Annotated in this window: 24 protein-coding genes and 1 riboswitch; of the genes, 15 read left to right on the forward strand and 9 right to left on the reverse strand. The window is 50.1% G+C overall.

The features are described from left to right. Positions 1–108: 108 nt before the first annotated feature. Positions 109–381: a hypothetical protein gene (locus CWB98_RS12525; protein ID WP_054014929.1), complete on the forward strand. Its 273-nt coding sequence runs from the start codon at positions 109–111 to the stop codon at positions 379–381. 84 nt (positions 382–465) lie between these two features. Next, positions 466–1,140 carry a hypothetical protein gene (locus CWB98_RS12530; RefSeq protein WP_138545191.1) on the forward strand — a complete coding sequence of 225 codons (675 nt, stop codon included), beginning with the start codon at positions 466–468 and terminating at the stop codon, positions 1,138–1,140. A gap of 55 nt (positions 1,141–1,195) precedes the next feature. On the opposite strand, the gene CWB98_RS12535 is transcribed toward CWB98_RS12530, so the two are convergent. Next, on the reverse strand, positions 1,196–1,858 hold the full coding sequence (locus tag CWB98_RS12535; RefSeq protein ID WP_138545192.1) for a DUF2959 domain-containing protein: 663 nt from the start codon (positions 1,856–1,858) through the stop codon (positions 1,196–1,198). Positions 1,859–1,969: 111 nt separating this feature from the next. On the opposite strand from CWB98_RS12535, the gene CWB98_RS12540 reads away from it, so the two are divergent. The 3 genes from CWB98_RS12540 to dtd are packed head-to-tail and all read left to right on the forward strand — an operon-like array spanning position 1,970 to position 4,286. Further along, a complete protein-coding gene (locus CWB98_RS12540) occupies positions 1,970–2,851 on the forward strand; it encodes a virulence factor BrkB family protein (protein ID WP_138545422.1) in 882 nt (293 codons plus the stop codon). A gap of 11 nt (positions 2,852–2,862) precedes the next feature. Beyond that, positions 2,863–3,804 carry an alpha/beta fold hydrolase gene (locus CWB98_RS12545; protein ID WP_138545193.1) on the forward strand — a complete coding sequence of 314 codons (942 nt, stop codon included), beginning with the start codon at positions 2,863–2,865 and terminating at the stop codon, positions 3,802–3,804. A 44-nt stretch (positions 3,805–3,848) separates the two neighbouring features. Continuing rightward, on the forward strand, positions 3,849–4,286 hold the full coding sequence (gene dtd / locus CWB98_RS12550; RefSeq protein WP_138545194.1) for a D-aminoacyl-tRNA deacylase: 438 nt from the start codon (positions 3,849–3,851) through the stop codon (positions 4,284–4,286). A gap of 13 nt (positions 4,287–4,299) precedes the next feature. On the opposite strand, the gene CWB98_RS12555 is transcribed toward dtd, so the two are convergent. Beyond that, positions 4,300–4,989 carry a spermidine synthase gene (locus CWB98_RS12555; protein WP_138545195.1) on the reverse strand — a complete coding sequence of 230 codons (690 nt, stop codon included), beginning with the start codon at positions 4,987–4,989 and terminating at the stop codon, positions 4,300–4,302. Between the two features lie 216 nt (positions 4,990–5,205). On the opposite strand from CWB98_RS12555, the gene CWB98_RS12560 reads away from it, so the two are divergent. Further along, complete coding sequence (locus CWB98_RS12560; RefSeq protein ID WP_138545196.1) at positions 5,206–6,099, forward strand: bifunctional GNAT family N-acetyltransferase/hotdog fold thioesterase; 894 nt, start codon at positions 5,206–5,208, stop codon at positions 6,097–6,099. 41 nt (positions 6,100–6,140) lie between these two features. Here CWB98_RS12560 and CWB98_RS12565 read toward each other — a convergent pair whose 3' ends face one another. After that, positions 6,141–7,163: a phospholipase A gene (locus CWB98_RS12565; RefSeq protein ID WP_138545197.1), complete on the reverse strand. Its 1,023-nt coding sequence runs from the start codon at positions 7,161–7,163 to the stop codon at positions 6,141–6,143. 168 nt (positions 7,164–7,331) lie between these two features. On the opposite strand from CWB98_RS12565, the gene CWB98_RS12570 reads away from it, so the two are divergent. Next, positions 7,332–7,535 (forward strand): hypothetical protein, encoded by a 204-nt coding sequence (locus CWB98_RS12570; protein WP_138545198.1) that lies wholly within the window; start codon positions 7,332–7,334, stop codon positions 7,533–7,535. A gap of 303 nt (positions 7,536–7,838) precedes the next feature. On the opposite strand, the gene CWB98_RS12575 is transcribed toward CWB98_RS12570, so the two are convergent. The 4 genes from CWB98_RS12575 to dapA are packed head-to-tail and all read right to left on the reverse strand — an operon-like array spanning position 7,839 to position 11,821. Beyond that, positions 7,839–8,951: a succinylglutamate desuccinylase/aspartoacylase family protein gene (locus CWB98_RS12575; protein WP_138545199.1), complete on the reverse strand. Its 1,113-nt coding sequence runs from the start codon at positions 8,949–8,951 to the stop codon at positions 7,839–7,841. 2 nt (positions 8,952–8,953) lie between these two features. Further along, entirely contained in the window at positions 8,954–10,174 is a 1,221-nt protein-coding gene (locus tag CWB98_RS12580) for a PLP-dependent decarboxylase (protein WP_138545200.1), read from the reverse strand. Continuing rightward, a complete protein-coding gene (locus tag CWB98_RS12585; protein ID WP_138545201.1) occupies positions 10,174–10,914 on the reverse strand; it encodes a 2,3,4,5-tetrahydropyridine-2,6-dicarboxylate N-succinyltransferase in 741 nt (246 codons plus the stop codon). The genes CWB98_RS12580 and CWB98_RS12585 overlap by 1 nt, the downstream gene beginning before the upstream one ends. A 10-nt stretch (positions 10,915–10,924) precedes the next feature. After that, positions 10,925–11,821 (reverse strand): 4-hydroxy-tetrahydrodipicolinate synthase, encoded by an 897-nt coding sequence (gene dapA, locus CWB98_RS12590; RefSeq protein ID WP_138545202.1) that lies wholly within the window; start codon positions 11,819–11,821, stop codon positions 10,925–10,927. Between the two features lie 113 nt (positions 11,822–11,934). Further along, a riboswitch (Lysine riboswitch) is annotated at positions 11,935–12,111 on the reverse strand. Between the two features lie 174 nt (positions 12,112–12,285). Between dapA and CWB98_RS12595 the strand changes: the two genes are divergently transcribed. After that, positions 12,286–14,037, forward strand: coding sequence for a response regulator (locus tag CWB98_RS12595; RefSeq protein WP_138545203.1), 1,752 nt, complete (start codon positions 12,286–12,288; stop codon positions 14,035–14,037). Here CWB98_RS12595 and CWB98_RS12600 read toward each other — a convergent pair. Both CWB98_RS12600 and CWB98_RS12605 read right to left on the reverse strand, forming a co-directional pair. Beyond that, positions 14,024–14,638: a hypothetical protein gene (locus tag CWB98_RS12600; protein ID WP_138545204.1), complete on the reverse strand. Its 615-nt coding sequence runs from the start codon at positions 14,636–14,638 to the stop codon at positions 14,024–14,026. The two genes, CWB98_RS12595 and CWB98_RS12600, sit on opposite strands and share 14 nt — an antisense overlap. Positions 14,639–14,734: 96 nt before the next feature. Further along, complete coding sequence (locus CWB98_RS12605) at positions 14,735–15,616, reverse strand: TraB/GumN family protein (RefSeq protein ID WP_138545205.1); 882 nt, start codon at positions 15,614–15,616, stop codon at positions 14,735–14,737. A 507-nt stretch (positions 15,617–16,123) separates the two neighbouring features. Here CWB98_RS12605 and ilvG point away from each other — a divergent pair. From ilvG to CWB98_RS12640, 7 genes are all read left to right on the forward strand, one after another. Next, entirely contained in the window at positions 16,124–17,779 is a 1,656-nt protein-coding gene (ilvG, locus tag CWB98_RS12610) for an acetolactate synthase 2 catalytic subunit (protein ID WP_138545206.1), read from the forward strand. A gap of 32 nt (positions 17,780–17,811) precedes the next feature. Beyond that, on the forward strand, positions 17,812–18,051 hold the full coding sequence (ilvM, locus tag CWB98_RS12615; RefSeq protein ID WP_010383772.1) for an acetolactate synthase 2 small subunit: 240 nt from the start codon (positions 17,812–17,814) through the stop codon (positions 18,049–18,051). Between the two features lie 18 nt (positions 18,052–18,069). Continuing rightward, positions 18,070–18,993, forward strand: coding sequence for a branched-chain amino acid transaminase (locus tag CWB98_RS12620; protein WP_138545207.1), 924 nt, complete (start codon positions 18,070–18,072; stop codon positions 18,991–18,993). Between the two features lie 111 nt (positions 18,994–19,104). Then, positions 19,105–20,961: a dihydroxy-acid dehydratase gene (gene ilvD, locus CWB98_RS12625; RefSeq protein ID WP_138545208.1), complete on the forward strand. Its 1,857-nt coding sequence runs from the start codon at positions 19,105–19,107 to the stop codon at positions 20,959–20,961. Positions 20,962–20,963: 2 nt separating this feature from the next. Next, complete coding sequence (gene ilvA, locus CWB98_RS12630) at positions 20,964–22,508, forward strand: threonine ammonia-lyase, biosynthetic (RefSeq protein WP_138545209.1); 1,545 nt, start codon at positions 20,964–20,966, stop codon at positions 22,506–22,508. 62 nt (positions 22,509–22,570) lie between these two features. Further along, positions 22,571–23,626: an ABC transporter substrate-binding protein gene (locus CWB98_RS12635; protein WP_138545210.1), complete on the forward strand. Its 1,056-nt coding sequence runs from the start codon at positions 22,571–22,573 to the stop codon at positions 23,624–23,626. Positions 23,627–23,701: 75 nt separating this feature from the next. Continuing rightward, entirely contained in the window at positions 23,702–24,895 is a 1,194-nt protein-coding gene (locus CWB98_RS12640) for a methyltransferase (protein ID WP_138545211.1), read from the forward strand. The last annotated feature ends 5 nt before the right edge of the window (positions 24,896–24,900 follow it).

Genomic DNA, 24,900 nt, shown 5'->3' on the forward strand with positions numbered 1-24,900 from the left:
ATTTGGTGTGTATCTTGCACGCCGATACGGAGTCGGGCGGCCATAGGTCGAGACGTTTGGCAGTGATTCGCTGCGACTTTTGTAAATTATGACAACAGGAGACATTCCATGGGGATCCGTTCTGCATTAAAAAAAGACCTGATGAATTTAGAGGCATTGGGGTTAATGACAGCAGATGATGTGCGTGGCTATCTCAACACTCAGCTCAATCAGGGCAGAGACAAGCTGACTTTGATCTCGCGATTCAACGAGCATCACAGCCAGGTACAAGCTGGCCTGCCCAGTCAGGAGAGCGATCTTAAATTTGAGCGTCATCGCTTGTTTAAAGAGATTGTATACCCCAAAACAGCGGTGCAAAACTGGCTGACACGCAGCCACTGATGCGGTGAGCCGCGGTGACACAATGGACAGGTGTCGGCTGGCTGTGGTTTACTCTGACCATAATAACAAAAACAAGGACATTTCATGAAAGTATGGTCAGTGGCTGGATGCCTGTTACTGAGCGCCTGCAGTACTGTGCCCGTGGTACATGTGTTCCACTCGTCTTTGGACGATACACAACAAAAAATACTGGTGAGCCAGTTAGAGCAGGCTGATATAAACTATGTTTTGAATGACCTTCCTGTGCCTGTAGAGTACACCAGTGATAACAACACTGTTCGCCTGAATCGTTTTCCGGCCGATCAAAATGAAGCGCTGCTCTCACAGTTAGCTGAAGTGGTGCATGTGTTGGGGTATTCCGGGCTAGATGTGCAGGACTTTAACGGCGAATATCATCGTTTCAGCGAGGGCAATTATGGTTTATATTTTCCGGGCGACCGATCCCAGGTGAGGTTGCCTGATGTGTTACATTCTCACAACTGCGCAATGGATCCCTTTAAGATTGAACTGAATACAAGCGGAGAGTGGAGCCTGACCGGGACGGTCACAAAAGGACAGTGGCAGTATATTGATCCCTACTTAACCTTGATGTGGAATGATGGTCGTGGCGCGATGCAACAGGCTTATCAGATGACCTCGCATATTGTACAGACGCGGTTTGGGGAAAAACCTGCACTGACCTTCGAGGTGATGGGCCATCGCAGTTATGCTGCTCTGCCCATTTTCAACTGTGATTTGCAGGTAATATTCGCCGAGTAGCACGGCAGTCACGGTTAACATCGCCTGTTAACCGTGACTGAGCATAGTTCGACATTTATGGCTGGTTGGTATTACTCATACTGGCAATAAAGGCGTTTGAGTCTTCAATTGAACGATTCATATCGCTGATCAGAGATTGAATATCACGCTTCAGGCCACTGAACTCGCCTTTGATCGCGGCAATCGCTTGTGCGTTGAGGTTATGCTTTAAATACAAAACGTTATCTTTGAGTGAATCTAACACAGGTTGCATTTTGGCTTCGCTGGCACGCATTGAGCGCAGCAGCTTGTCAAACTGGCGTTGCGTTTGACGGAGCTTTTGTTCGCTCTGGCGTTTGAGTTTGGCACTGGAGTATTGCGTCAGTTCGTCCTGCCATTCAGAGAACAGGGCTTCGGCAACATCCTCAACTTTGTCTATGTTTGTACGTACGTCCTGCGCAGCGGCTTCACTGGAGAGATAATCATCATTGAGTTGTTGATACACACTTTGTAACTCGCCACCATCAAAGTTGATCAAGGTAGTCAGGCGCTCCAGAGCAGACTGAAACTCTTGTTGTGTGGCCTGTTGTGCTTCTTTGGTATTTTCTACACGGTCCACTAAGATCTCGCGCTTATGCACCCCCACTTTTTCCCAGGCTGCGTAGTACGCGCTTTGACAGGCGCTAAGCAGGCTCAGGCTTAAGATTATGAGGCTCGTTTTTAACACAGAATTGTTCATCGGCTTTCCTAATGCAGTTGATACATAACGGCTTATACTTAAATCTGACCCTATGAATTATGACTGGGATTGGTAATATGTGCAAAACTCACTCTGTAAACCTGTGTAATGATGAATGAATTATGGTTACAGCGCTTGTTGTTAATGAAACAGCAAGGCAAGGCATTTTTTAGGCGTCAGCCCGATTGGTGGTTGCGCTTCTACCAGCGCTGCCAGCAAGACCAGCTCATGATCAATGCGGGCTATCTGGCATATGTGACTCTGCTGTCTCTGATCCCTCTGGTGGCGGTTGGGGTGGCGATTTTCAGTGCATTTCCTGGCTTTCAGGATGCCCGGGATGCCATAGAAAACTTTATTTTTAATAACTTTGTGCCGACCTCAACAGATACCATTAAATCCCATATCAGTGCCTTTACCGGCAATGCCAATGAGATGACCGCAGTGGGGATTGGCTTTTTGACGGCGGTTGCCTTGTTGCTGATCCGTAACGTCGATGCTGCATTGAATCGCATCTGGCGGGTCGAAAAGTCACGGCCTATGATGATTTCATTTGCTATTTACTGGATGGTGCTGACGTTGGGGCCGGTACTATTGGGCGCCAGCATTGGCGTGACGTCGTATATCGTGTCATTGGTGTCGTTTGCCGACCAGGGGATCCCGGGCTTTAGTGGCCTTTTGCTGAAGCTTTTGCCGTATGTTATTTCCATGGCAGGCTTTTTTATGCTCTATACTTTAGTACCAAATACACGCGTGTCTTATCAGGCAGCGATACCCGGGGCATTTTTTGCAGCTTTGCTATTTGAACTGACCAAAAAAGGCTTTGCTCTGTATATCAGCCATTTCCCCTCGTATGAGGTGATTTATGGTGCGCTGGCCACAGTACCAATTTTGTTCGTTTGGGTTTATCTTTCCTGGATGGTGGTGCTGTTGGGTGCTGAATTTACTGCCTGTTTGTCCGAAAAGGAGTGCGAGGAACAAGACACACCACAATAAAGAGGTGTGCAATGACTCAATTGTATCGACTGGAATCGCCGCGACGCAGTTTTCATATGGCGGTGTCTCATGGACATCAAATACATGTAGAAGAGTTTGGTCTGGAAACCGGGTTACCTGTGATTATTTGTCATGGTGGCCCGGGTAGTGGTTTATGCCGCCATTCTGCCAGTTATTTTAATCCACAGCGCTATCGCATTATTTTGTTTAGTCAGCGCGGTTGTGGTCAGTCTTCCCCCCAGCAACTCACACACAACACCACAGAATACCTGCTTCAGGATATTGATAGTCTGCTGTCGTACTTAGATATCAGTCAGTGCGTACTGGCGGGTGGCTCCTGGGGAGCCACGTTAGCCTTATTGTTTGCACAGCGCCATCCACAGCGGGTGCTGGGGTTGGTTTTATGGGCGACCTTTCTTGGGTGTCAAAGTGATTTGCAGTGGCTCTACGGGATCAGTGGTGCAGGCGCGCAATTCTATCCAGAACGTTATCAGGCTTTTTGTCAGGGGCAAGGGGATTACAAAGCGGTATTGTCCCGTTATACCCAACTATTGCATTGCGATGATGAAGTGGCGGTGCGCCGGGCGGCGCAGCAGTGGCATGACTGGGATCGTCAGCTTAGTATTGGCAGCCAGGCGCAACGTTATCAGTTGGATCATGAACAGGCTGTGGTTCAGCAAGCCCGGATTATGGTGCATTACTTCCACACTCGCTGTTTTATGGAAGAGCAACAGATATTCCATCAGGCTGATAAAATCGCAAGTCTGCCTGTGTGGATGGTCCATAGCCGCCACGACTATGTTTGTCGTTTTGCAATGGCCCAGGCTTTGGCCGAGCAGCTCAATGCGCGTTTGCTGATCCTCGAAGAAGTTGGGCACTGCGCAACAAATGCAGTATATTCCGAAGCCATACGGCGTGCCGCCGATCTGCTGTTATGTAAACTGGCACATTAGCGGCATAGTAGAAATTAGTTACGTGATAAATATCTGAGGTAAGCGTGCAGGGATTAATTCAAAGGGTCAGTGAGGCCAATGTGGTGGTTGAGGGCGAGTGTGTTGGTCAAATTGGTCAGGGGATCCTTTTGCTGCTGGGGGTCGAGAAGGCTGACGAGCAAAAAAGTGCAGACAGCTTGCTGCACAAGATCAGTAATTACCGTATTTTTACCGATGAACAGGGTAAAATGAATTTGAGTCTGAGAGACATCAAGGGTGAGTTACTGGTGGTGTCTCAGTTTACTTTGGCGGCGGATACCAAAAAAGGTATGCGGCCGAGCTTTTCTTCCGCGGCCACGCCTGCGCAAGCCGAAGCGCTTTACGAGTATTTCGTAGCGCAAGCGAGAGAATCCGGGTTACGGGTGGCCACTGGGCGGTTTGCTGCCGATATGCAGGTGAGTCTGTGCAATGACGGCCCGGTTACGTTTAATTTATCTGTCTGACTGACGAGTACCTCTAGCGGGTTAAAGAAATAATGTGATTGGCGTAGTCGGGCACTTTGTGAACGAAGGGTTTTTTGCCAAAATTGGTAATAAGCAAGTGCTCAAGCTGTTTTAGCTGCGAATCATGCTCTGCAAGAAAGTTGATATATAAGCGGCCGCCTTCATTGAGCGTGGCACGTATTTGTGTATAAAACTTATGTTCGTATAAAAACCGTGGTGCATCGAGCTGGCTGAATAAATCCAGAATGATCCAGTCATAATGGCCATTATTTTCCAGCGCCTGGTAGGCATCGCTGCAACTGACGTTAGAGATGGGGTCGCCACCAAAATAGCGTTTATAGCAGTGGATGATATCTGGGTTATTGTCGATTGAGGTAATTTGGCAATCCGGGTAGCTGATATGCAGATAATCCCGGATAGCCCCTGCCCCAAGACCCAGTTCCAGCACTTTGCCAGGTGCGGGGCACTTTTGCCATAACGCGGCTAACACCTGTAAATGGGGAAAAAGCAGCTTCTCCGGATGATTGAGTTCAATCACGGATTGCAGCGTGTCGTTTATCAGTAACCAGCGTAAGGTTTTTTCCTGGCGTACTTGTATGCTGATTTTGCCATGCTTATGCCAATACAACAGATGCCCAAGTTGATGACTCTGGTGTACAAACTCGTTACTGATAGTGCCGGGTTCGATAATAAAATCTTGCATAGTTACATCAGCATAGCTGGGCCTCACAGTTCTGCCACTGCGTTTCGTTGAATTTACATGACAAATTGGCCAAATCTGGCAGATCATTCCCTGTTGCGCACTTTTCTTGTAAGGTAAGGTCCATAAATTAGACAAAAGTTCCTCGTAAAAAAAGCGGGAGCAGGTTGCACAGGCCGGGCATATCGTCTCGTCGACAGGAAAAGCACAGGAGTCACCATGTTTCAAGTAACAGCGCCACAGAGCAGTGAAGATTGGCAAGCGTATTATCAACTACGATGGCAGGTTTTACGGGCCCCCTGGGATCAGCCCAGAGGCAGCGAACAGGACGACCTTGAACAGGAGGCTGAGCATCGTTATATCAAAAATAACGAAGGTCAGGTGCTTGGTGTGGCACGCCTGCATTTTAACAATCAACAGCAGGCACAAGTGCGTTACATGGCTGTGGATGAGGCACACCGTGGTCATCACCTGGGCAGCCGATTGCTGCATGAGCTGGAAAAAATTGCCTGGACACAACAGGCCGAAGAGCTGGTGCTGTTCGCCAGAGAACGTGCTCTGGCATTTTATGAGCGCCACGGCTATCAGATGATTGAAAAAGCCCATCTGTCTTATGGCGATGTACAGCACTGGAAAATGGTTAAGCAGCGCCCTTCTGAGCCGGGCTGGTTCCGTCACCCGCAGTGGACTCAGGTATTACAGGATACCTGGCGCGAGTCGATCCCCATCAGTGATGCGATGGGTATTAAAGTGGAAAGCTATACCGACTGGCAGTTCTCGACCCGTGCAGACCTCAAAGCTAACCTGAATCTGCATAACTCAATGTTTGCAGGCTCGGTCTACAGTATGGCGACGTTAACTGGGTGGGGGGCAACCTATCTGGCGCTCAAAGAGCAGGCTCTGGAAGGTAACATTGTTCTGGCCGACGCCAATATTCAGTATCTTAAACCGCTGACGACCGCGCCCAGTGCAACGGTCACGCTGGCAGAGTGCAGTGGTGAGCTGAGCGCACTCAATGTAGAAGGTAAGGCTAAGTACCGTGTGCCGGTGAACGTTTATGATGGCGATGTGCTGGTGGCGAAATTTGAAGGTTTATTTGTCGTTATCAAATAAACGCCTGTAAGGCCTGCTGTCGCAGGCCGTGAAGAGTGGGTTTAGAGCAGATCGGTGACCGCAATACCCAGGCCCAAACGCTGAATGTGGGCATTGTAGTCAATCAGGCTCTCGCCATAGCCATTAAAATACTGCACATAACCACGTACCCGCGAAGAGCCCAGTAGCGGGAATGACCAGTCAAGCTGTATAGCACCATGGTTATCACTGTTAAAGTTGTTGCGAGTCATAAAGCCAAATTCATGGTCGCCATAGCGATAGGCACCGCTGAGTTCAAAGTAACCCATGTACTTGTGAATATCCGGGTTGTCATCACCTTTGGCGGCCAACGGCTCTGGTTTGTCATCTTCTGGCAGACGATACCAGGGCTTAAAGCTAAACACAAAACCTTCATATTCCCAGATAAAATTGGCATAGATGCGGTTCCAGGAGCGAGAATTCGGCTGACTGCGGCCATTTGATTGGTGCGAGGCACCCAGAATAATGGCCATTTCGTCACCCCACAGCACGTTTTCATCGTCGAGGAAGTTGACCCAAAAGATTTCTGGTTCGTAATTGGTTTCACGAAACGGGGAGGAAATGTCTTTGTTGTAAAGCTGCCAGTAAGATTGCAAGGTTACGCCGACATACACTGCCTGGTCTTTGTCCTTAAAGTGTCGATAAAGAGGTACTTTCATCGATATCTGGTATTTGACCTCCATATGATCGAGTGGCTCACCTTCTTCTTCCTGAATAGCTTTCAGACCATCAAATGGCCTGGAGTTTGGGCTTTTGACATAGGTAACTGGCAAGATATAGTTGCGATTGTGCGGTGTCAGCACATTGCGATTGTTCTCTGTCACCATCTCGCGCGCCATGCGGCGATCCAGCTTACTGAGGCTTGTTTTTTGCAATTGCTGGCAATAAGCTTTGAGCTCAGCAACGGTTTGTTGTTGATCTCCGGCGATGATTTCGTTCAGTACACATTGTTTTATTATCTCCAGATCATCCTGGTCCTGCGTTTCCTTGGCCTGTAGTGGTGCAGACGCCAATAAAGTCAAAAAAGCGAGCTTCCTGAGTTTCATAGGTGATGAAGTCCTTAGTCAAAAGCAATTAGTGCTCATTTTATCATGGTAGAGAAAACTAAGAAGGACAAAGTTAATCGCGGAGCATCTTGTCAAGATATAAGTTGGTTGATTTTTATTCAATATGGCAGTAGGTTAATTGAGCAAATTACATAAAAGGAAATGACCATGAAAATATCACTGAACAAAAAATGTATAAAACAACTGAGTAATAACCAGCAGCTTGGATTGGCGCAGACACCGAATATTGCTGGCGGAGCCTCTGGCTATCCAGCTTGTAACTCGTTTGGGTGCGATACCGCCGTTTTCCTGGGTTGTCCGACTGGCCGGGATTGCTACTCTGCTCGTAACGAAATCTGTATGCCGGATTAATACCAATTTCACTTAATACCTGTTCAATTTGAAGGAGCAAATATGACGCTAACGACGTTAAAAATTTCTCATTTAGAACCTTTACCTAAGGTATGAGTTCGCAAATTTTTGCCTGGTTATAGACCCTGTTTTCTCGCCTCAAAATAGAACACTTAATTAAGCAAATTGGTATAAAAAGGCCGGCGGCAACGTCTGTTGCCGCCTCACCTTAGCAAGTGAGGGCTTGCTCACCTACTCTCACGCAATCGTTGTGTCGCTTTGTGTGTCACGCGAAACGAGTATTGGCCAATTTACATGGCTCCACTACAGTTCATAGTAATTAGTAAAAAATTTATATAATTCAGTGCCCTGATTAACACTGGCTGATGCGAAATGCAGTATCGCAATGGCATCTTGGGTTAATGTCAGGCTGTGCAGGGGCATTTCGGATAAGTACTGTTCCATGCGTAATATCCGCGCAATACAGTCTCCTGCCTTGATATGTTCACCGAGCTGCGCTTTATACTCCACCATACCGCCCATAGGTGCATAGTAAGTCAGGTAATCTTTGAGCTTGCAGGCATAGCGTGTGATGTCCCTTGGTTGATGGCTGCCATCTGCTATCACTTCTTTATGGGTCAGGTAGCTAAGGATGCTATTGGCATCATGTACGGCTTCATCGAGATCAATTTTTTCCTGAGAGCCCAGCTCAACAGTAAATGCTTCTACGGGGACGGGCAGGTCGCGCCCTTGTTCTTTCAACGCATCACTCAGCTGCCACCAGGGGCAGAAACTGGCTTCATCCATAGCACCATCGAATTCATTTGGAATAAGCAGTACATGAGGGATGTCAAAATAGCGTGCGCTGTCTTTAGCATACTCAGGACAATATAAATGCTTTGCCGAAATAGGGCCGGTGTGCAGATCCAAGACAATGTCTGCCTGATGGGCTAGTTTTTGCAGCGTTAGTGCGATCCGCTTGCCCGTATTCAGTGTATGCGCAGGTGCACTGAGTAAGGAGTCGGTTGCCTGGCATAGTTGCTCGCGAAAGGCCGCAATCAGCGTCGCATCAGGGGCCTGGCTGTACTTTGCAAGACAGGTTTGCACCAGAGCACTGTGGTCATAGTACATGCGATTCCAGTTTACCCCGGTAATAGGGTCAAAGCGCCCGAGCGTAAACTCACCGGATTTCTGGTTACAGCCAATTGGGTTGGCATAAGGTACCAAAGTAATGTCACCGGCCAGTGGCAGATGTTTGAGTTGCTCCAGCAGTGCATAGATCACGGCATTACCCTGCACCTCGGCGCCATGCATATTGGCCTGGATGTAGACGTTTGGCCCTGTGCCATTGCCCTGCAGGCGGTAGACTGGAATGGTCAGTGGCAGACCATTGGCAATTTCCCCAACCTGGATATGTTGTTGTGTAATTGTGTTCATGGCTACCTCAGATAATAGTCGGCGTTTTCACTTTGACGGATGCAGTACAACTGGCCTTGCTTAAAGACATATTCTGCCGGTAGTTCATGGCACAGGAAGTAGGGCATACTTTCGGTAAACCCATAGGCTCCGCACTGGCCAAAGATCAGCCAGTCACCATAATCAAGATCGTCAGGTAAACTATGGGTACCCAGGTGATCAATGGCGGTACACAAAGGCCCATGTAAATGGTAATCACGCTTGACGGCCGCGGACTCGCGTAATGTCTTAACCGGAAACGCCTGACTGGTTACTGCTGGGCGCAGCAAATGGTTGACGCCACCTGTCAGGATCAGCTGGTGTTCGCCATAGTTTTCTTTTTGCTCTACAACCGGGTTCAAATAGTAGCCACAGTGCGCGACCGCATAGCGGCCCAACTCCATCCACAGCTCTTCAACACCTGCGTCTGCTTTGATCTTGGACAGACTATCGATAACCTGATCCCAGTCCAGGGGTTGTTGAGAGGGCTCATAGGGGACACCTAATCCGCCACCCAGATCAAGGATCCTCAGTGACATACCAAGTTGTGTACTCAGGCTAACCAGAGGCGGCACCATTTGTTGCCACAGGCTGGCTAACTTGGTGGCGTCCAGCATATTGCCCCACTGGAAAATATGCAGGCCGGCGAAGTCCAGTGCTGGATAATCACTTAAGGTAAGTTGCTGCCATTGCTCGCACCCCAGGCCGAAGGGCGTCAGGCTGTCACCGCCAAGTGGATTTTTATCGCCTGCAGGCCAGCGCAGCTGAACGCGCAGCAGCACAGTCAACGTTTTTTGATGTTGTTCTGCGGCTTCATTCAACCAGCGCACCTGATTCAGGCTTTCAGCCACAAAAGTCGTCACGCCTGCCTGAAGGAAATGTTGGATCTGGGCTGGCGATTTGGCCGGCCCAGTGTTGAGTACGCGCTCTGCAGCAATGTCTTGTGACAGCACTTGTGTAAGCTCCCCGCGACTGGCAACGTCAAAGTTGAATCCGGCTTTGTCTAGTGTGCTAAGCACACTGGAGAGCGGATTGGCTTTGACAGCGTACCAGAGTTTCACCACATCTTGGGTGGTAAGGCGGCTTACATGGGCGTGCAGCGCATCGAGATCATAGACAAAAAAGGGCGTTGCCAGATCATGATTGTTCTGCTCTGTGCACAGCGTATTAAGTTGCTCGCGCAAAGGCGTACTCAAGGCTAACATTAGCGAAGCACCTCTTCGAGTTCTAATGACGCGTCACTTTGTTCGTCACGATATTTCACTATCAAGGCGCAGGACATGCTCAGCCCCTGGGCTTTGGCCCAGTCACTGGAAGCCGGACGCGATCCTGGGATCACAATGGCAAACGGGGGAATGGCTTCGCCTTTGTCCAGTGTACGCTCATTGACGCAGTCATAAACCGGAATACTGGCAGACAGACGAACACCGGGTGCTAACACTGCGCCTTGTTTCACGACTACGCCTTCAACCAGTACGCACCCTGCGCCGATGAAGGCATCGTCTTCCACAACAACCGGGCTGGCACCGACAGGCTCTAACACGCCACCGATCTGCACTGCGGCACTGAGGTGAACGTTCTTACCTATCTGAGCACAAGAGCCAACCAATGCATGACTGTCGACCATAGTGCCGCTGTCTATGTAAGCGCCGATATTGACATAAGCTGGCGGCATAATAATGGTGCCAGGCGCAACATAAGCACCGCGGCGCACACTACTACCACCAGGGACCATACGTACCGCATCATCGGCTGAGAAACCACGCGGTGCCAGGTTGTCTTTGTCTACAAAACCACCTGGATATTCTGTATTTTGACCGGCACGAAATGCCGCCAGAATACCTTCTTTTACCTCGATGTTAGCATGCCAGTTACCATGTTCATCTTGGTTTGCTGCACGTTGTGAGCCATTTTCTAAATTATCTAAAAGTGTTGACCAGGTCATAGGGATTCTCTTAATTCCAGGATAAAATCTGTTCGTTGGCGGCGCTCAAAGCCGCATTATTGGTTAGTTCCAGGTGCGTCAGTGGCGGCCTGAGGTGAGGCGTTGCCAGATTACCTTGCAGGTGCATGAGTGTTTTTACCGGAATGGGATTAGCAACGGCAAACAGGCTGCTGATGGCGTCGGCCCAGGTGGTAAACAGATTTGGACTAGTGCCACTGAGTGCACGGCGTACAAACTCGGCGGTTTGAGCTGGCCAGGCGTTGGATGCCACCGAAACCAGGCCGGCAGCACCTGCCTGGGCAAAGTAGGGAAGCAATGCATCGTCACCGCTGTAAATTGCCAGTTCAGGCAGCGCACGGCGGAAGGATTCAAACGTGGCAATGTCACCGCTGGCTTCTTTGAGTGCCCACAAATTGTCATGATGTGCCAGGTTAGTCAGCACTTCAGGGGCAATGGCAACGGCACTGCGACCAGGAACGTTGTATAACATACATGGCAGTGAAGTGGCGCACAGTAGCGCATCGAACCACTGAGTCTGGCCAACTACGCCGGGCTTGGCATAGAGCGGGGAGCCCAGTAGCAGGGCATCAATGTTCTGTGTATTGCAAAACTCAACCCACTCTAGCTGAGCTGACAGGTTGATGCCGCCAACAGCAACCATAATGGGTACCTGTGGCGCCAACGCACAAACAAACTCAACGATTTTTCGTTGTTCAGCCAGGGTCAGGGCTAACCCTTCACCGGTGCTTCCCAACAGCAAGATGCCATTGTTTGCTTCGACTTGTTGTGCGACGAGTTGCTCTAAGCTGTGATAATCGACCTGATCGCACGCATCAAATGGCGTAACCAAAGCCGTCCATAACGGGTAGTCAGATAACTGGTCAGATAACAAAGTGTGTGATTTCATCTCTACCGAACTTCTTGCTGGTCCGGTAGTCAGGGAAGTGTCCCGCTCCGAACCGTTTAAAATTCGAAGAGCAATGGACTTAAAAAGAATAGGCCGCTGGCCATATTGTTTCTAAGACCAGAAGCTCTCCACCAAATGTGTTGGTGACAGTCGCTGGGATTCAGCCCAGTCGCCCGAAACGCTGTGCAAGCAAAACACAGTGTTTCTCGGCGTTAATTCCCCTCTTTGAGTTTCTTGGGAGTTTGCTCTCCTCCACTCAAATACCTGAATAACGCACCTCTTCCAGCCCTAAGACGGCCATGCATTCTTGGATGCATGGCCGTCTGGATAAAATAGGGTACGGGCGCATTGAAACATTTTGGCCGTCTGGGTGTCAAGTCGCCGTCGGCAAAAGTTTGAAATTTAATCTAAACTGGAAATGAGTCAGGGGCCCGGACGAATCGGCTGGCAAATGGAGGGATGATTTGAACAATCTGGTTATACGCTATCGTCTGAAATACTTGGTGGCGCTGGTTATCATGTTGTTGTTGCTGACCATGACAACTGGCCTGACCTTGTATTTACTGGACCAGCAAAAGCAGGCTGCCAGAGTGATTAATGTCGCGGGTATGCAGCGCATGCTATCGCAAAAAGCGGCGTTGCACCTGGAATATGTGATCATTATGCGCGAGCGCAATGTTGCTGCTGACCGTCAGGCTTTGAGCAACGCGTTGCAGCTGCTACAAAGTAACCACGACTTTTTGACTATGCGTGATGGCGAAGAGTTTGTGCATCTAAACGCCGAACTGTCTGCCTGGTATTTTGAGCAGCCCGGGGATTTGAACAACCAGTTAAATCAGTACTTATCTCTACTCTCAAGTACCGCTGAGCAACCTAGCCTTGACCAGATCCAGGAGATCCATACCCGCTCTCAATTATTGCTACAAGATTTAGATCATGCTGTGCTGCTGTTCGAACAGTCAGCCAACACGAAGATTGAAAAACTGAGGAATCTGCAATTGCTGATGTGGCTAGTGGGGTTGGTGTTGCTTATTGCTGAAATCAAGTGGATCTTTTTTCCTATGGAGCGCAGTATTGCCAGTGCAATTGAGCGCTTACAGCAAACGCGTCTGAAAGCAGAGCATGCCAATCAAAGCCGCGCTATGTTCCTGGCTCGCGCCAGCCACGAATTGCGCACGCCTTTGCAGGCGGTGCTGGGATATTTACATTTGCATCGGGAGTCTCAGCGAGAAGGCTATCTGGCACAGGCGAATAAAGCGGCACAGCAGCTGAAAGCCCTGATTGCTTCCGTGGAAGACTACAATCGATTGTCTGATGAACAGCAACCTGAACTCAATTTTCACCCGGCGCGCCTAACCGATACGCTGGGGCAATCCATCGCCACCTATCGTCTGCTCGCCAAAGAAAAAGGCTTAGATTTTAGCTACCATTTTAGTAGCCATACTGAGAAAATTTTTGAATGTGATCACGAACGTTTGAGCTGGGTTATTGGTCAGTTGCTTGATAATGCAGTGAAATTTACCGACCAAGGGGTCGTGAGTTTGTCTGCCTGGGTTGAGCCATCTAGCCCTGAAGAGGACGAATTGAATTGGCGCTTTTATTGTGAAGTAGAAGACAGTGGACCTGGCTTTGACATGGCGCATGTGAATGCGCCCCCAACAGAAAATAACTCGGACAGACATCATTTTCAGGGCCTGCAACTGGGGTTGGCTCGCTGCAATTTGCTGTTGGCAATTATGTCTGGCGACTTGACGTTTGCCGCCCGCCAGCCTCATGGTACCAAAGCGTCATTGAGTGTGCCGCTGAAGCGACTGCCTGAGCCGGATCAGGTGAACGGCATTACCCGCTGTAAAGTGTTATTGGTCGAGGATAACCTGCTTAATGCAAAAATCATCGAAAAAATGCTTGAGAGCCTGGACTTAACCAGTATCCACGCCAGCCACGGTGGGCAGGCAATTGAGGTACTGGCTCATCAGTCTTTTGATGTCATTTTGATGGACCTGAATATGCCAATCATGGATGGGTTTAAAGCAATAAAAGAAATTCGTCAGACGCTGGCACTGTCGACACCCATTCTGGTGCTGACAGCCAATACGTCCGAGCAGGCAATTAAATCGGCCATGCAGCTTGGCGCGACCGATTATTTGTTTAAACCAGTGGAGCAGGATGCCCTGGAGCGGGCTCTGATTAAAATATTGTCTGTTAACGACGCATAGTGATATTGCCAACACCGACTTCAATATCAATGCTGTGCTCGCCTTTACCTCGATAACGCAGCGTTTCACCTACCATGTTACGCTCGGTATCAACCTCTCCCGGCATGTCAGATAAGCGCGTTTTTCCTACGCCGGCATCGAAGCGTACCCGGCGAAAATCGCCAGCTACAGTTTCAATATTGACATTGCCAACGCCAATTTCAACGTCCGCGTCATTGTTCAAACCGAGGAGTTTAACGTTACCTACGTCAATCTCAATGCCCAGCTCCATTGAGTCGGGGAGCTTAACTGTCCAGCTTTGTTTTACATACTTATTATTGATACTCAGGTTCAGGTCATCTCCCTCACGACGGCTGTCTAACTGGACGTCTGCCAATGCGTCTGGCAACCAGTCTATGTCGTGCTCGGCGGGTTCAAGTTCAATGGTCACATCGATCGTTTTACCTGAATGACTCACGGTTTTCAGTTTGCCTATAGGAAACTGAATTTCCAGCTCTGAGCTGTCAGCTATGTCGAAGGAATGGGTTAATGTGCGAGTTTCACCGGCTTGAGTTGTTGCACTCAGTACCAGTAGTGCGGCAGTGATCAGATTGCTTCTCATCCTGTTGTCCTTTGTTGGTGTCGTATTGATATCTGTGTGACGCACACGAAAACCCAAAGGTTTAAAAGCGACTCAAAAAAGTCGCTTTGCAGATGGTCAATGGATGCGTTGCACCTTGAAGCCCTGGCTTTGGAATTGGCTGATCAAGCCATGCTCCCTGGGCAAGTGAAGTGCGCCGACAGCAATAAAGTGGGCGTTGTTGACGAGCTTGGGTGTGAGCGTTTTCACCCAGGCATTATTACGCTGAATAAGCATGACTTGCTCTGCCTGCTGGCCGTACTTGGTGTCATCAAAACTCATATCATAAAACACATTAAGCTGTTGATAGTCGCCTTTTTTCCATGCTGTGAGCATCGTAGTGAAGTAGCGGTCAAAGTCTTTAACCTGTTTGAGGGCGTCGGTTATCATGGCATCACTTTGCGTGCTCAGTGCGGTGAATATGGTGAGCTGTTGCTCCAGACTTTCCAATTCCATGATTGGCTTGTTGAGCTGAGTTGCATACTCTATGACTTGCCCGTCAATGCCAAATTCTTCACCGAAGCCTGCTTTGGTGTACTCCAGTTGCAAAATAGTGAGCATCACAAACCAGGGTTGATAATGATTGAACAGCTCTATCTTGATGTCACGCGCTGATAAATACTGCTCGACTTGTTTGTAGGTTTCGGGTGTCAAATTGGCTTTTAGTGTCTGCCCTTGTTCAAGCAGCATGAATGGCAAAGTTCTGCGCTGTAGCTGTGCTGCGGTGATGGCTTTGGTGTTTAGCTCGACCACCACAGTTTGGCTGTTGGCGATGGCGGTTTTGAGGCGTTTATCTAACCCCTCCATAGACGCGTCACCAACATGAACGGTACCAAATAAATAAGAGGTAACGCCGTTTTTTTCCACACTCCACAGAGCTGGTTTTGCTGTGACAGGGTGACTGAGTAGTGAGACAACGAGCACAAAGAACAGCAGGGTCAGGCGAGTAAGATGGGGCATGGCTCCCTCCGAATACGATTAAAGTGGGTACATCATAATCAATTCCCGGAGTAAATCATAAAAATTTAATGTTGTGACGCGTAAGGATGAATCGTGTGAGAAAAAATACTCTCTTTGGCTTTCAGGTGAGGTGAGTTTTTAAATGGGTATTTTTTATTCTTAAAAGTTCTATTTTTTAGATTTATTTTCAAAATCGACTCGCGAACACTCTCTAATTAGCATAGTTTTGAGGGTTGACTTGTTAGCCGCTCACGGGTTACTAATAAAAAAAGAGCACACAGGAGCGCTTCGAGCGCGTGCAACGTATCCGGTTTTATTAAAAGAGCAGTGACATGATGAAAACAGTTTCTCTACTAGTCGTGATTATCAACGTGGTGATTATTATTACCGCGGGGGCTGGTTAGTGCTGTTTAAAAAGTATTAGCAAAAAGCCCCCCGCACTGAGAAGTTCGGGGGGCTTTTTCGTTTTAGGGCCAAATTCAAAGACAAAGGGCAATAGGCAAAACAATGACAGGCGCACAATTGGTAATAGACATGCTGGTAAAACAAGGGGTGAGTTCGGTATTCGGGTATCCGGGTGGAGCTATCATGCCGATTTACGACGCGCTATACGGTGCGCCATTGAAGCATTATCTGACGCGCCATGAACAAGGTGCCGGGTTTGCAGCGGTTGGCTACGCCAGAAGCACAGGTAAGCTGGGCGTCTGTTTTGCGACATCAGGCCCGGGCGCAACCAATTTGGTGACAGCTCTGGCTGACGCCATGATGGACTCGGTACCGCTACTGGCTATCACTGGTCAGGTGCCTACAGCTGCCATTGGTTCTGATGCCTTCCAGGAGGTTGATGTACTGGGTATGTCGCTATCCTGTACTAAGCACAGTTTCATGGTTGAACGTGGTGAAGATTTGGCAGAAGTGCTGCAGCAGGCCATGCATATTGCACAGTCAGGTCGTCCAGGTCCTGTGTTAGTCGATATTCCAAAAGACATTCAGCAAGCGCAGGTTCCGGTGACTGCCTGGCAATCCGAAGTGTATCAGCCAACGCCATTGTCGAGTTTTGAGCTGGACAAAGCCAATGCGCTTTTGGCGCAGGCGAAAAAGCCGGTGGCTTATGTGGGCGGAGGTGTTCACAGTGCAGATGCACAGGCCGAGCTAATGGCGTTTTTGCAACGTACACAGATGCCAGCGGTGTCGACACTCAAAGCCTTAGGCAGTGTGAGGCCTGAGTATGCCTACGATCTGGGCATGTTGGGGATGCATGGTGGTCAGGCTGCTAATCTGGCAGTGCAGGAGTGTGATTTGCTGGTGTGTATCGGGGCACGCTTTGACGACCGGGTAACAGGCAACTTGGCTAAGTTTGCCGCGAATGCCAAAGTGATCCATCTGGACATTGATCCGGCTGAAGTGGGTAAGCGCAAACCTGCAGCGGCTTCATTGATTGCTGACTTGAAAGTCTCATTACCTTTATTACAGGGCGAACTGGCACCAGCCCCCTGGCGTGCTCACATCAGCGCGCTGGCCGAACAACACGCGTGGCGTTACGACTATCCTGGTGACAAGGTATATGCCCCATATTTGCTGAACCGTTTGAGTCGCTTGATGCCGGATACGGGGGTCGTGTGTTGTGATGTGGGCCAACACCAGATGTGGGTGGCACAACATATGCGATTCAGCCATCCAAGTAATCACCTGAGTAGTGGCGGCGCAGGCACCATGGGGTTTGGTTTACCGGCAGCCATCGGAGCGCAGGTTGCTCGCCCGGAAGATATGGTGATCACGGTATCCGGTGATGGCTCTATCATGATGAATATACAGGAGCTGGCGACTATACGACGTAATAACTTACCGGTCAAAATCGTCATCCTCGATAATCAGCGCCTGGGCATGGTACGCCAGTGGCAGCAGCTCTTTTTTGATGGCCGTTACAGTGAGACCAATTTGTCAGATAACCCGGACTTTGTGCAACTGGCTGCGGTATTCGGCATCCCGGGACAGACCATCACCCGTGCGAATGAGGTCGATGGTGCGGTCGATGCCTTACTGGCCTCGACAGGGCCTTATATATTGCATGCCTGTATCGATGATAAAGAAAATGTCTGGCCATTAGTACCGCCGGGCGCTGCAAACCATGAAATGCTGACGCAATTGCAACAGCAAAATTAGCTTTACTGATTTCCTTTGACGGAGCAAACACCATGAAACATCAACTCACCGTAGCGGTAAACAACCAGGCCATCGCAGTCGAGCGTTTTTTGCGCGTCGCCCGTCATCGCGGGTTTCGCCTGACACAATTGGAGCTTCAGGGCCACGAAGAGTTATTTCACGTCAAAATGACGGTAGATAGTGACAAACCTATCTATCTATTGACGTCACAATTAAATAAGCTGGTTGAAGTGCAGTCAGTCGATCTGCACACACTACAGCAGGCAATATAATAAATAAGGTTTTAAACAATGACACAAACTTCACAATACATTTGGCACAATGGTGAGTTAATCCCCTATGAGCAAGCCACCACGCATGTGCTCAGTCATGCCATACATTATGGAAGCTCCGTATTTGAAGGGATCCGTGCGTACGATACGCCTAAGGGTCCGGCTATTTTCCGTCTCAAGGATCATATTCAGCGCTTATTTGATTCGGCCAAAATTTATCGCATCGAGATCCCTTACACGCAGGAAGAGATCATGCAGGCGTGTAAAGACGCGGTGGCTAAAAATGGTTTCACCAATGCTTACCTGCGTCCTTTTGCCTTTCTAGGCCACGTTGGTCTGGGCGTGCACCCGAAATCACACCGCGCGGAAGTGACCGTTGCGGCAATGGAGTGGGGCGCTTATCTGGGTGAAGGTAGTCTGGAGAACGGCGTGGATGCGTGTGTGTCTTCATGGCAGCGCCTGGCGCCCAATACAATGCCAACCGCAGCCAAAGCCGGGGGGAACTATTTATCGTCGCAGCTGATCACCGCAGAAGCTAAGCGTCACGGCTATGTGGAAGGCATTGCACTGGATGTTAACGGCTATCTGAGTGAAGGCGCCGGTGAGAACCTGTTTGTGATCCGTAAGGGCATTATCTATACCCCGCCAACCACCGCCAGCATTTTACCGGGCTTAACCCGTGACACCATTATGCATCTGGCTAGAGCGCGTGGCTATGAAGTCAGAGAGGAGCCTATCGCCCGTGAAGGTCTGTATCTGGCGGATGAATTCTTTATGGTGGGTACTGCTGCCGAAGTGGTACCGGTGCGCAGTGTGGATCAAATTCAAGTGGGTGATGGTCAACGCGGGCCAATTACTGCTGAGCTTCAGCAGGCTTACTTTGATCTGGTGAAAGGGCAAAGTGACGATCCACAAGGTTGGCTGGACTATGTAAACGAATAGGCTCAGGCACTGTTAATAAATACACGCCGGGTCGACTGATCCGGCAGACATTTTTTGGAATGAGGAAAGCCGTTGCCACAAGGGGCAGCGCAAACTGGAAAAGGGGTCAACATGGCAAAGTTACGCAGCAAAACAACCACTGAAGGCAGACAACAAGCAGGTGCCCGCGCACTATGGCGCGCCACCGGTATGACCGACAGTGATTTTCATAAGCCCATTGTGGCGGTGGTGAACTCGTATACTCAGTTTGTGCCCGGGCACGTGCACCTGAATCAACTCAGCGAGCTGATGGCCGATGCCATCCGGGACGCCGGCGGTGTGCCGCGCGAATTTAATACCATTGCCATTGATGATGGCATTGCGATGGGTCATGGCGGCATGTTGTATTCCTTGCCTTCGCGGGATCTCATCGCCGATTCGGTAGAATACATGGTTAATGCCCACTGTGCCGATGCCATGGTGTGTATTTCAAACTGCGACAAGATCACCCCGGGTATGCTGCTGGCGGCGCTAAGGTTGAATATCCCGGTGATCTTTGTCTCTGGTGGACCGATGGAAGCGGGCAAAACGCGTCTTGCCGACATCGACATCAAACTTGACCTGGTTGATGCTATGGTCAAAGGGGCTGACCCCAGTGTCAGCGATGAAGACTCAGACAAAGTGGAACGCTCAGCCTGCCCAACCTGTGGTTCCTGCTCAGGCATGTTTACCGCTAACTCGATGAACTGTTTACTAGAAGCCTTGGGCCTGGCATTACCAGGTAATGGTACAACTCTGGCCACTCATGCCGATCGTCGCTTCTTATATGAAGGGGCAGCAAAGCGCATCATGGCGTTGTGCGAAGACTATTATGGCAAAGACGATGAGGCAGCTCTACCGCGCAATATAGCCAATCAGGCCGCCTTCACCAATGCCATGACATTGGACATTGCCATGGGGGGGTCTTCGAACACTGTCTTGCATTTGCTCGCGGCAGCCATCGAAGGTGGTGTTGAATTCGACATGGCCGATATTGACCGCTTATCTCGTACCACGCCTTTCTTATGTAAGGTGGCACCTGCAACTCAGCAATATCATATTGAAGACGTCCACCGCGCCGGTGGCATCATGGCGATTCTGAATGAACTGGCCAAAGCCGACAAACTCGACTTAGCAGTAGGCCATGTGGCAGGCGGTACCCTTGGTGAGGTCATTAAGCGCTGGGATGCCACCGATCCGAGTAATGAGCGTGCGCAAACCTTCTATCGTGCAGGTCCAGCAGGCGTGCGCACCACACAGGCTATGAGCCAGGAGTGTCGCTGGGATGAACTGGATCTGGACCGCGAAGGAGGCTGCATTCGCAGTGTTGAACACGCGTTTCGTCAGGACGGGGGTCTGGCGGTACTGACCGGTAACCTGGCGCTGGATGGCTGTATCGTGAAAAGTGCAGGAGTCGATGATGACATGCTGTGCTTTGAAGGTCCGGCCGTAGTGTTTGAATCTCAGGATGATGCCGTGGAGGGGATCCTCGGAGGCAAGGTGAAAAAAGGCGATGTGGTGGTGATCCGCTACGAAGGCCCCAAAGGTGGGCCGGGTATGCAGGAAATGCTTTACCCGACCAGCTACCTCAAATCCATGGGGCTGGATAAAGATTGCGCCTTGTTAACTGATGGGCGCTTCTCCGGTGGCACGTCTGGCCTGTCGATTGGTCATGCCTCGCCAGAGGCTGCCAGTGGTGGCGCGCTGGCGCTGATAGAAAACGGCGATATGATCCGCATCGATATTCCTGAGCGCAGCATCGATGTATTACTGGATGAACAGCAGCTGCAAGCACGTAAAGAGCAACAAGATGCCCGCGGAAAAATGGCTTATAAGCCATTGGATCGTCAGCGTTATGTGAGTCCAGCACTGAAAGCCTATGCCTTATTGGCGACCAGTGCAGACAAAGGCGCAGTACGCGATTTCGAGAAGCTGGAGGCATTGAGTTAATTATGGTGGCAAAAGAGCTCGATTATTTTCGTGCTGTAGTGCAGGCCAATGTCTCGCCACTGGTCCGGGAAACCGAGGTCAGTGAGCTGAGTGGGCTTTCCGCCCGGCTCGGACACCAGATCTGGCTCAAGCGCGAAGATCAACAACCCGTTTATTCGTTTAAGCTGCGTGGTGCCTACCACAAGCTGAGCAAACTGCCCGCAAACAGTCTGGTTGTGACTGCCTCTGCTGGCAATCATGCTCAGGGAGTCGCGTTGAGTGCTGCACATCTGGGTCATCGCGCCATCATCGTTATGCCGGTGACGACACCTGAGATCAAAGTCAACGCGGTGCGCAATCAGGGGGGAGAAGTAGTCTTGCATGGTCATCACTTTGATGCCGCGCAGGAGTACGCCCAGTCTTTATGTAAATCGGAAGACGGTGTGTTTGTCCCCCCATTTGACGATAAAGACGTGATCATTGGGCAGGGGACAGTTGCACGAGAGCTGATGCAACAGCTGCATCAGCTGGATGTGGTATTTGTGCCCGTTGGGGGCGGAGGTTTACTGGCCGGTATGGCCGTATACATTAAATCGTTGCGCCCTGAGATCCGTGTGATAGGTGTTGAAGCACAAGAGAGCGCCTGCCTGAAAGCGGCACTGGAAGCTGGTCACCCGGTTGAATTGGCGCGAGTTGGCAGCTTTGCCGATGGCGTTGCGGTAAAGCGCATTGGCAGTGAAACTTTTCGCCTTGCCGAGCAATATTGTGATGAGGTTGTCACTGTGAGTGCGGATGAGATCTGTGCAGCAGTTCAGGATATTTTTATTGAAACCCGGGCTATCGCAGAGCCTTCCGGAGCACTGGCCACTGCTGGCTTAAAAAAATGGTGCCAAAACAGCGATGAACATGGCCTGACACTAGCCTCTGTGTTGTCTGGTGCCAACCTCAACTTCGACCGCTTAAGGTACATTGCCGAGCGTACCGCGCTGGGGGCACGCAGCGAGGCGTTACTGGGTGTGACCATAGAAGAGTCCAAAGGCAGCTTTAAACGTTTTTGCCATACTTTATCGGGCCGTGCGATCACTGAATTTAACTATCGGTATGCCGGTGGTGAGACGGCTCAGATTTTTGCCGGTGTCGGGCTGCGTGGTGGCGAGCAGGAGCTGCAGGAACTCAAAGCCAGTCTGAGCGAGGCGAATTATCGCTTTACCGACCTGTCCGACAACGAGTTGGCAAAATTGCACATTCGTTATATGGTCGGCGGCAAACCGCCCGTAGCCCTGAGCGAGCGGTTGTTTCGATTTGAGTTTCCTGAATATCCCGGGGCACTGGCACGCTTTTTAGATACCCTTGGTAGTAACTGGAACATCACGCTGTTTCATTATCGTAACCATGGTGCAGCGCAGGGCAATGTACTTGCGGCGTTTGAACTGAGTGCACAGGATAGTGCGCGCTTTGATGAGCATCTGCAGCGTTTGGGCTATCAGTATCAGGAAGAAACAGGCAACCCGTGTTTCAAACAGTATCTTCAGCACGATATCCCGCAGACTGATCGTCGCGTCAGCTAGCTTTGCAATCCGTCCGGTGCCTTCTATAGTTGTAACAAGGCAGGCTCCGGGCGCATATCACAATGAGTTATATCCCTTTGGTGTTGGCAGTCTTGCTGCTGTGGTGTGATATACTCGCCGCATTGGAAGACGTGACGCTACAACTTAAATGGACCCATCAGTTCCAGTTTGCTGGTTACTATATGGCAGAAAAAAAAGGGTTTTATCGCCAGCAGGGACTGAATGTCAAAATCGTAGCAGCCGATCCGGATAACCCGGATGAGCAATTTAAGGTCTTGTCGGGGCAGGCACAATTTGGTGTGACGCATTCAGGTATTTTACAGCAACGTCTGAGGGGCAAGCCTTTGGTTGCACTGGCAGCGGTGTTTCAGTCTTCTCCCTATTGCTGGATGGTTCGCGCCGAGAGCGACATTTATGTACCCAAAGATTTTGCAGGAAAAAAAATCAGTCATTTGGGTAGGGTCGAGGGCGCTGAACTGGTTGTGATGCTCGAACGTGCAGGGATTGACGTGACCCAGTTGCCTCTCTACGCTGGGTTAGAACCCATACAAGACTTTATTGCCGGACAGTTTGATGCCTTGCAGGTCTATATTTCAAATGAACCCTTCAAACTTGCGCAGCAGGGCGTTGCGACACGGCAGATCTGCCCAAAACACTTTGGCCTGAATGTGTATGCTGATATCTTGTTTACCTCTGAAGATGTGCTGAACTACCGACCTGACACCGTGGCGCGCTTTCGCCGGGCATCTTTGCAGGGCTGGCGCTATGCCATGAGTAACCCGGATGAGGCACTCGCCGTGACACAGGCAGAGTATGCGACGGGGAAGAGCATTGAGGCTTTGGCGAATGAAGCCGACAAACTAATGCCTTTTATTAAAGCCCCCGGGATTGCACTGGGCGCAATGTCGCACGCACGCTGGTTGTGGATTGCTCAGCTTTATCGACTCGACCTTGCCCTGTTTCACGAACAAAAGCATCAGTTTATATATACCGAGCCAGATCAGGAAGAAACCAGCTGGTCGTGGATGTTGACCTTAGCGGTGATAGTGGCAGTGATTTGTGTACCCATGTATATACACCTCATTTTCTTCCGCCACCGACGCTTTACCTTAAAATGACGGTCAGTGCTTTGCGAGCGGGTCACGAGCGCATACAATGAGCGCCCTTAGTTTCGTTCGGTGCCGGTGACTTGTATGCGCAGTTCTTATCATTCTCAGTTTTTAGCCCTGGATGCTCTGCTTGCGGGCACCCGTCAGTACTGGCAGTTGCTGGCCTTCGATCATACTGATATTCCCTGGCCTGAACTCAAAAGTACGTTGCTGTCGCTGAGTGATGAGGAAGTGACGGCACTGGACCAAGAGCCTGCAGCGTTGCTGTCGTTTCTGACGCCGTACATTTCTGAGTTGTCAAAGCTACCAGCACTGACGGCACTGACACTAGAACCTGCGAGTCGGCCAGAGTTTCCCTTCTGGCTCAGCAATGGCATCAAAGGTCGTAAGCTGACTCAGTTACAAGACTTTGTCGGTCAGATAGTTCAGACAAAATTACCTGTCCTTGAATGGTGTGCAGGGAAAGGCCATCTTGGCCGCCTGCTGGCTTATCAGGGGGCTGTCCATGTTGACAGCGTGGAGTTGCAGGTTGCTTTGTGTCAGCAGGGACAACACAGTGCGCAACAACAAGGCCTGGCCATGACGTTTCATTGTGCCGACGTGCTTAAAGACCCCATCGCGCATTATTTTAAACCACAACAACAGGCGGTTGCGCTGCATGCGTGTGGTCGTCTGCATCAAACTTTTATGGCACAGGCCAGCGCCGCAGGGTGTGAGCAGATCAGCCTGTCGCCCTGTTGCTATCATCTGTTTACTGAACCTACCTATCAAGCGATGAGCGATGCTGCCACACAGAGCACGCTCAGTTTGTCACACAGTGATATGAAGCTGGCACTGCAGGAAACGGTTACCGCGCCGGGCCGAGTGGCTAAGGTACGCAAGCGGGAAGTGCAGTGGCGACTGGCCTTTGATGCACTGCGTCGTGATGTGACAGGTGATACTCAATATCTGAGTGTGCCCTCTGTGAATAAGGCGATTTTTTCCGGGTCGTTTGTTGATTTCTGTCACTGGGCGGCCGAACAAAAACAGCTAGACTTACCGGCACACTTTGAGGCTGACCATTACCTGGCGCAAGGGCGCGCACGTCAGCGCATCACAGAGCGTATCGAGCTGGTGCGCCATGCCTTTCGCCGGGCGATAGAACTGTGGCTGGTGCTCGACAGGGTATTATATCTTGAGCAAGCTGGGTATGATGTCAGTCTCTCAGAATTTTGTCATAAATCACTGACACCAAGAAATATCTTAATTCAGGCTACGCGGTGTCAATCAGTAGAATAAGGAAA

Origin of the sequence: Pseudoalteromonas rubra, from assembly GCF_005887115.1 — a bacterium.
In the GTDB taxonomy this organism is placed as follows: Bacteria; Pseudomonadota; Gammaproteobacteria; order Enterobacterales; family Alteromonadaceae; genus Pseudoalteromonas; species Pseudoalteromonas rubra_F.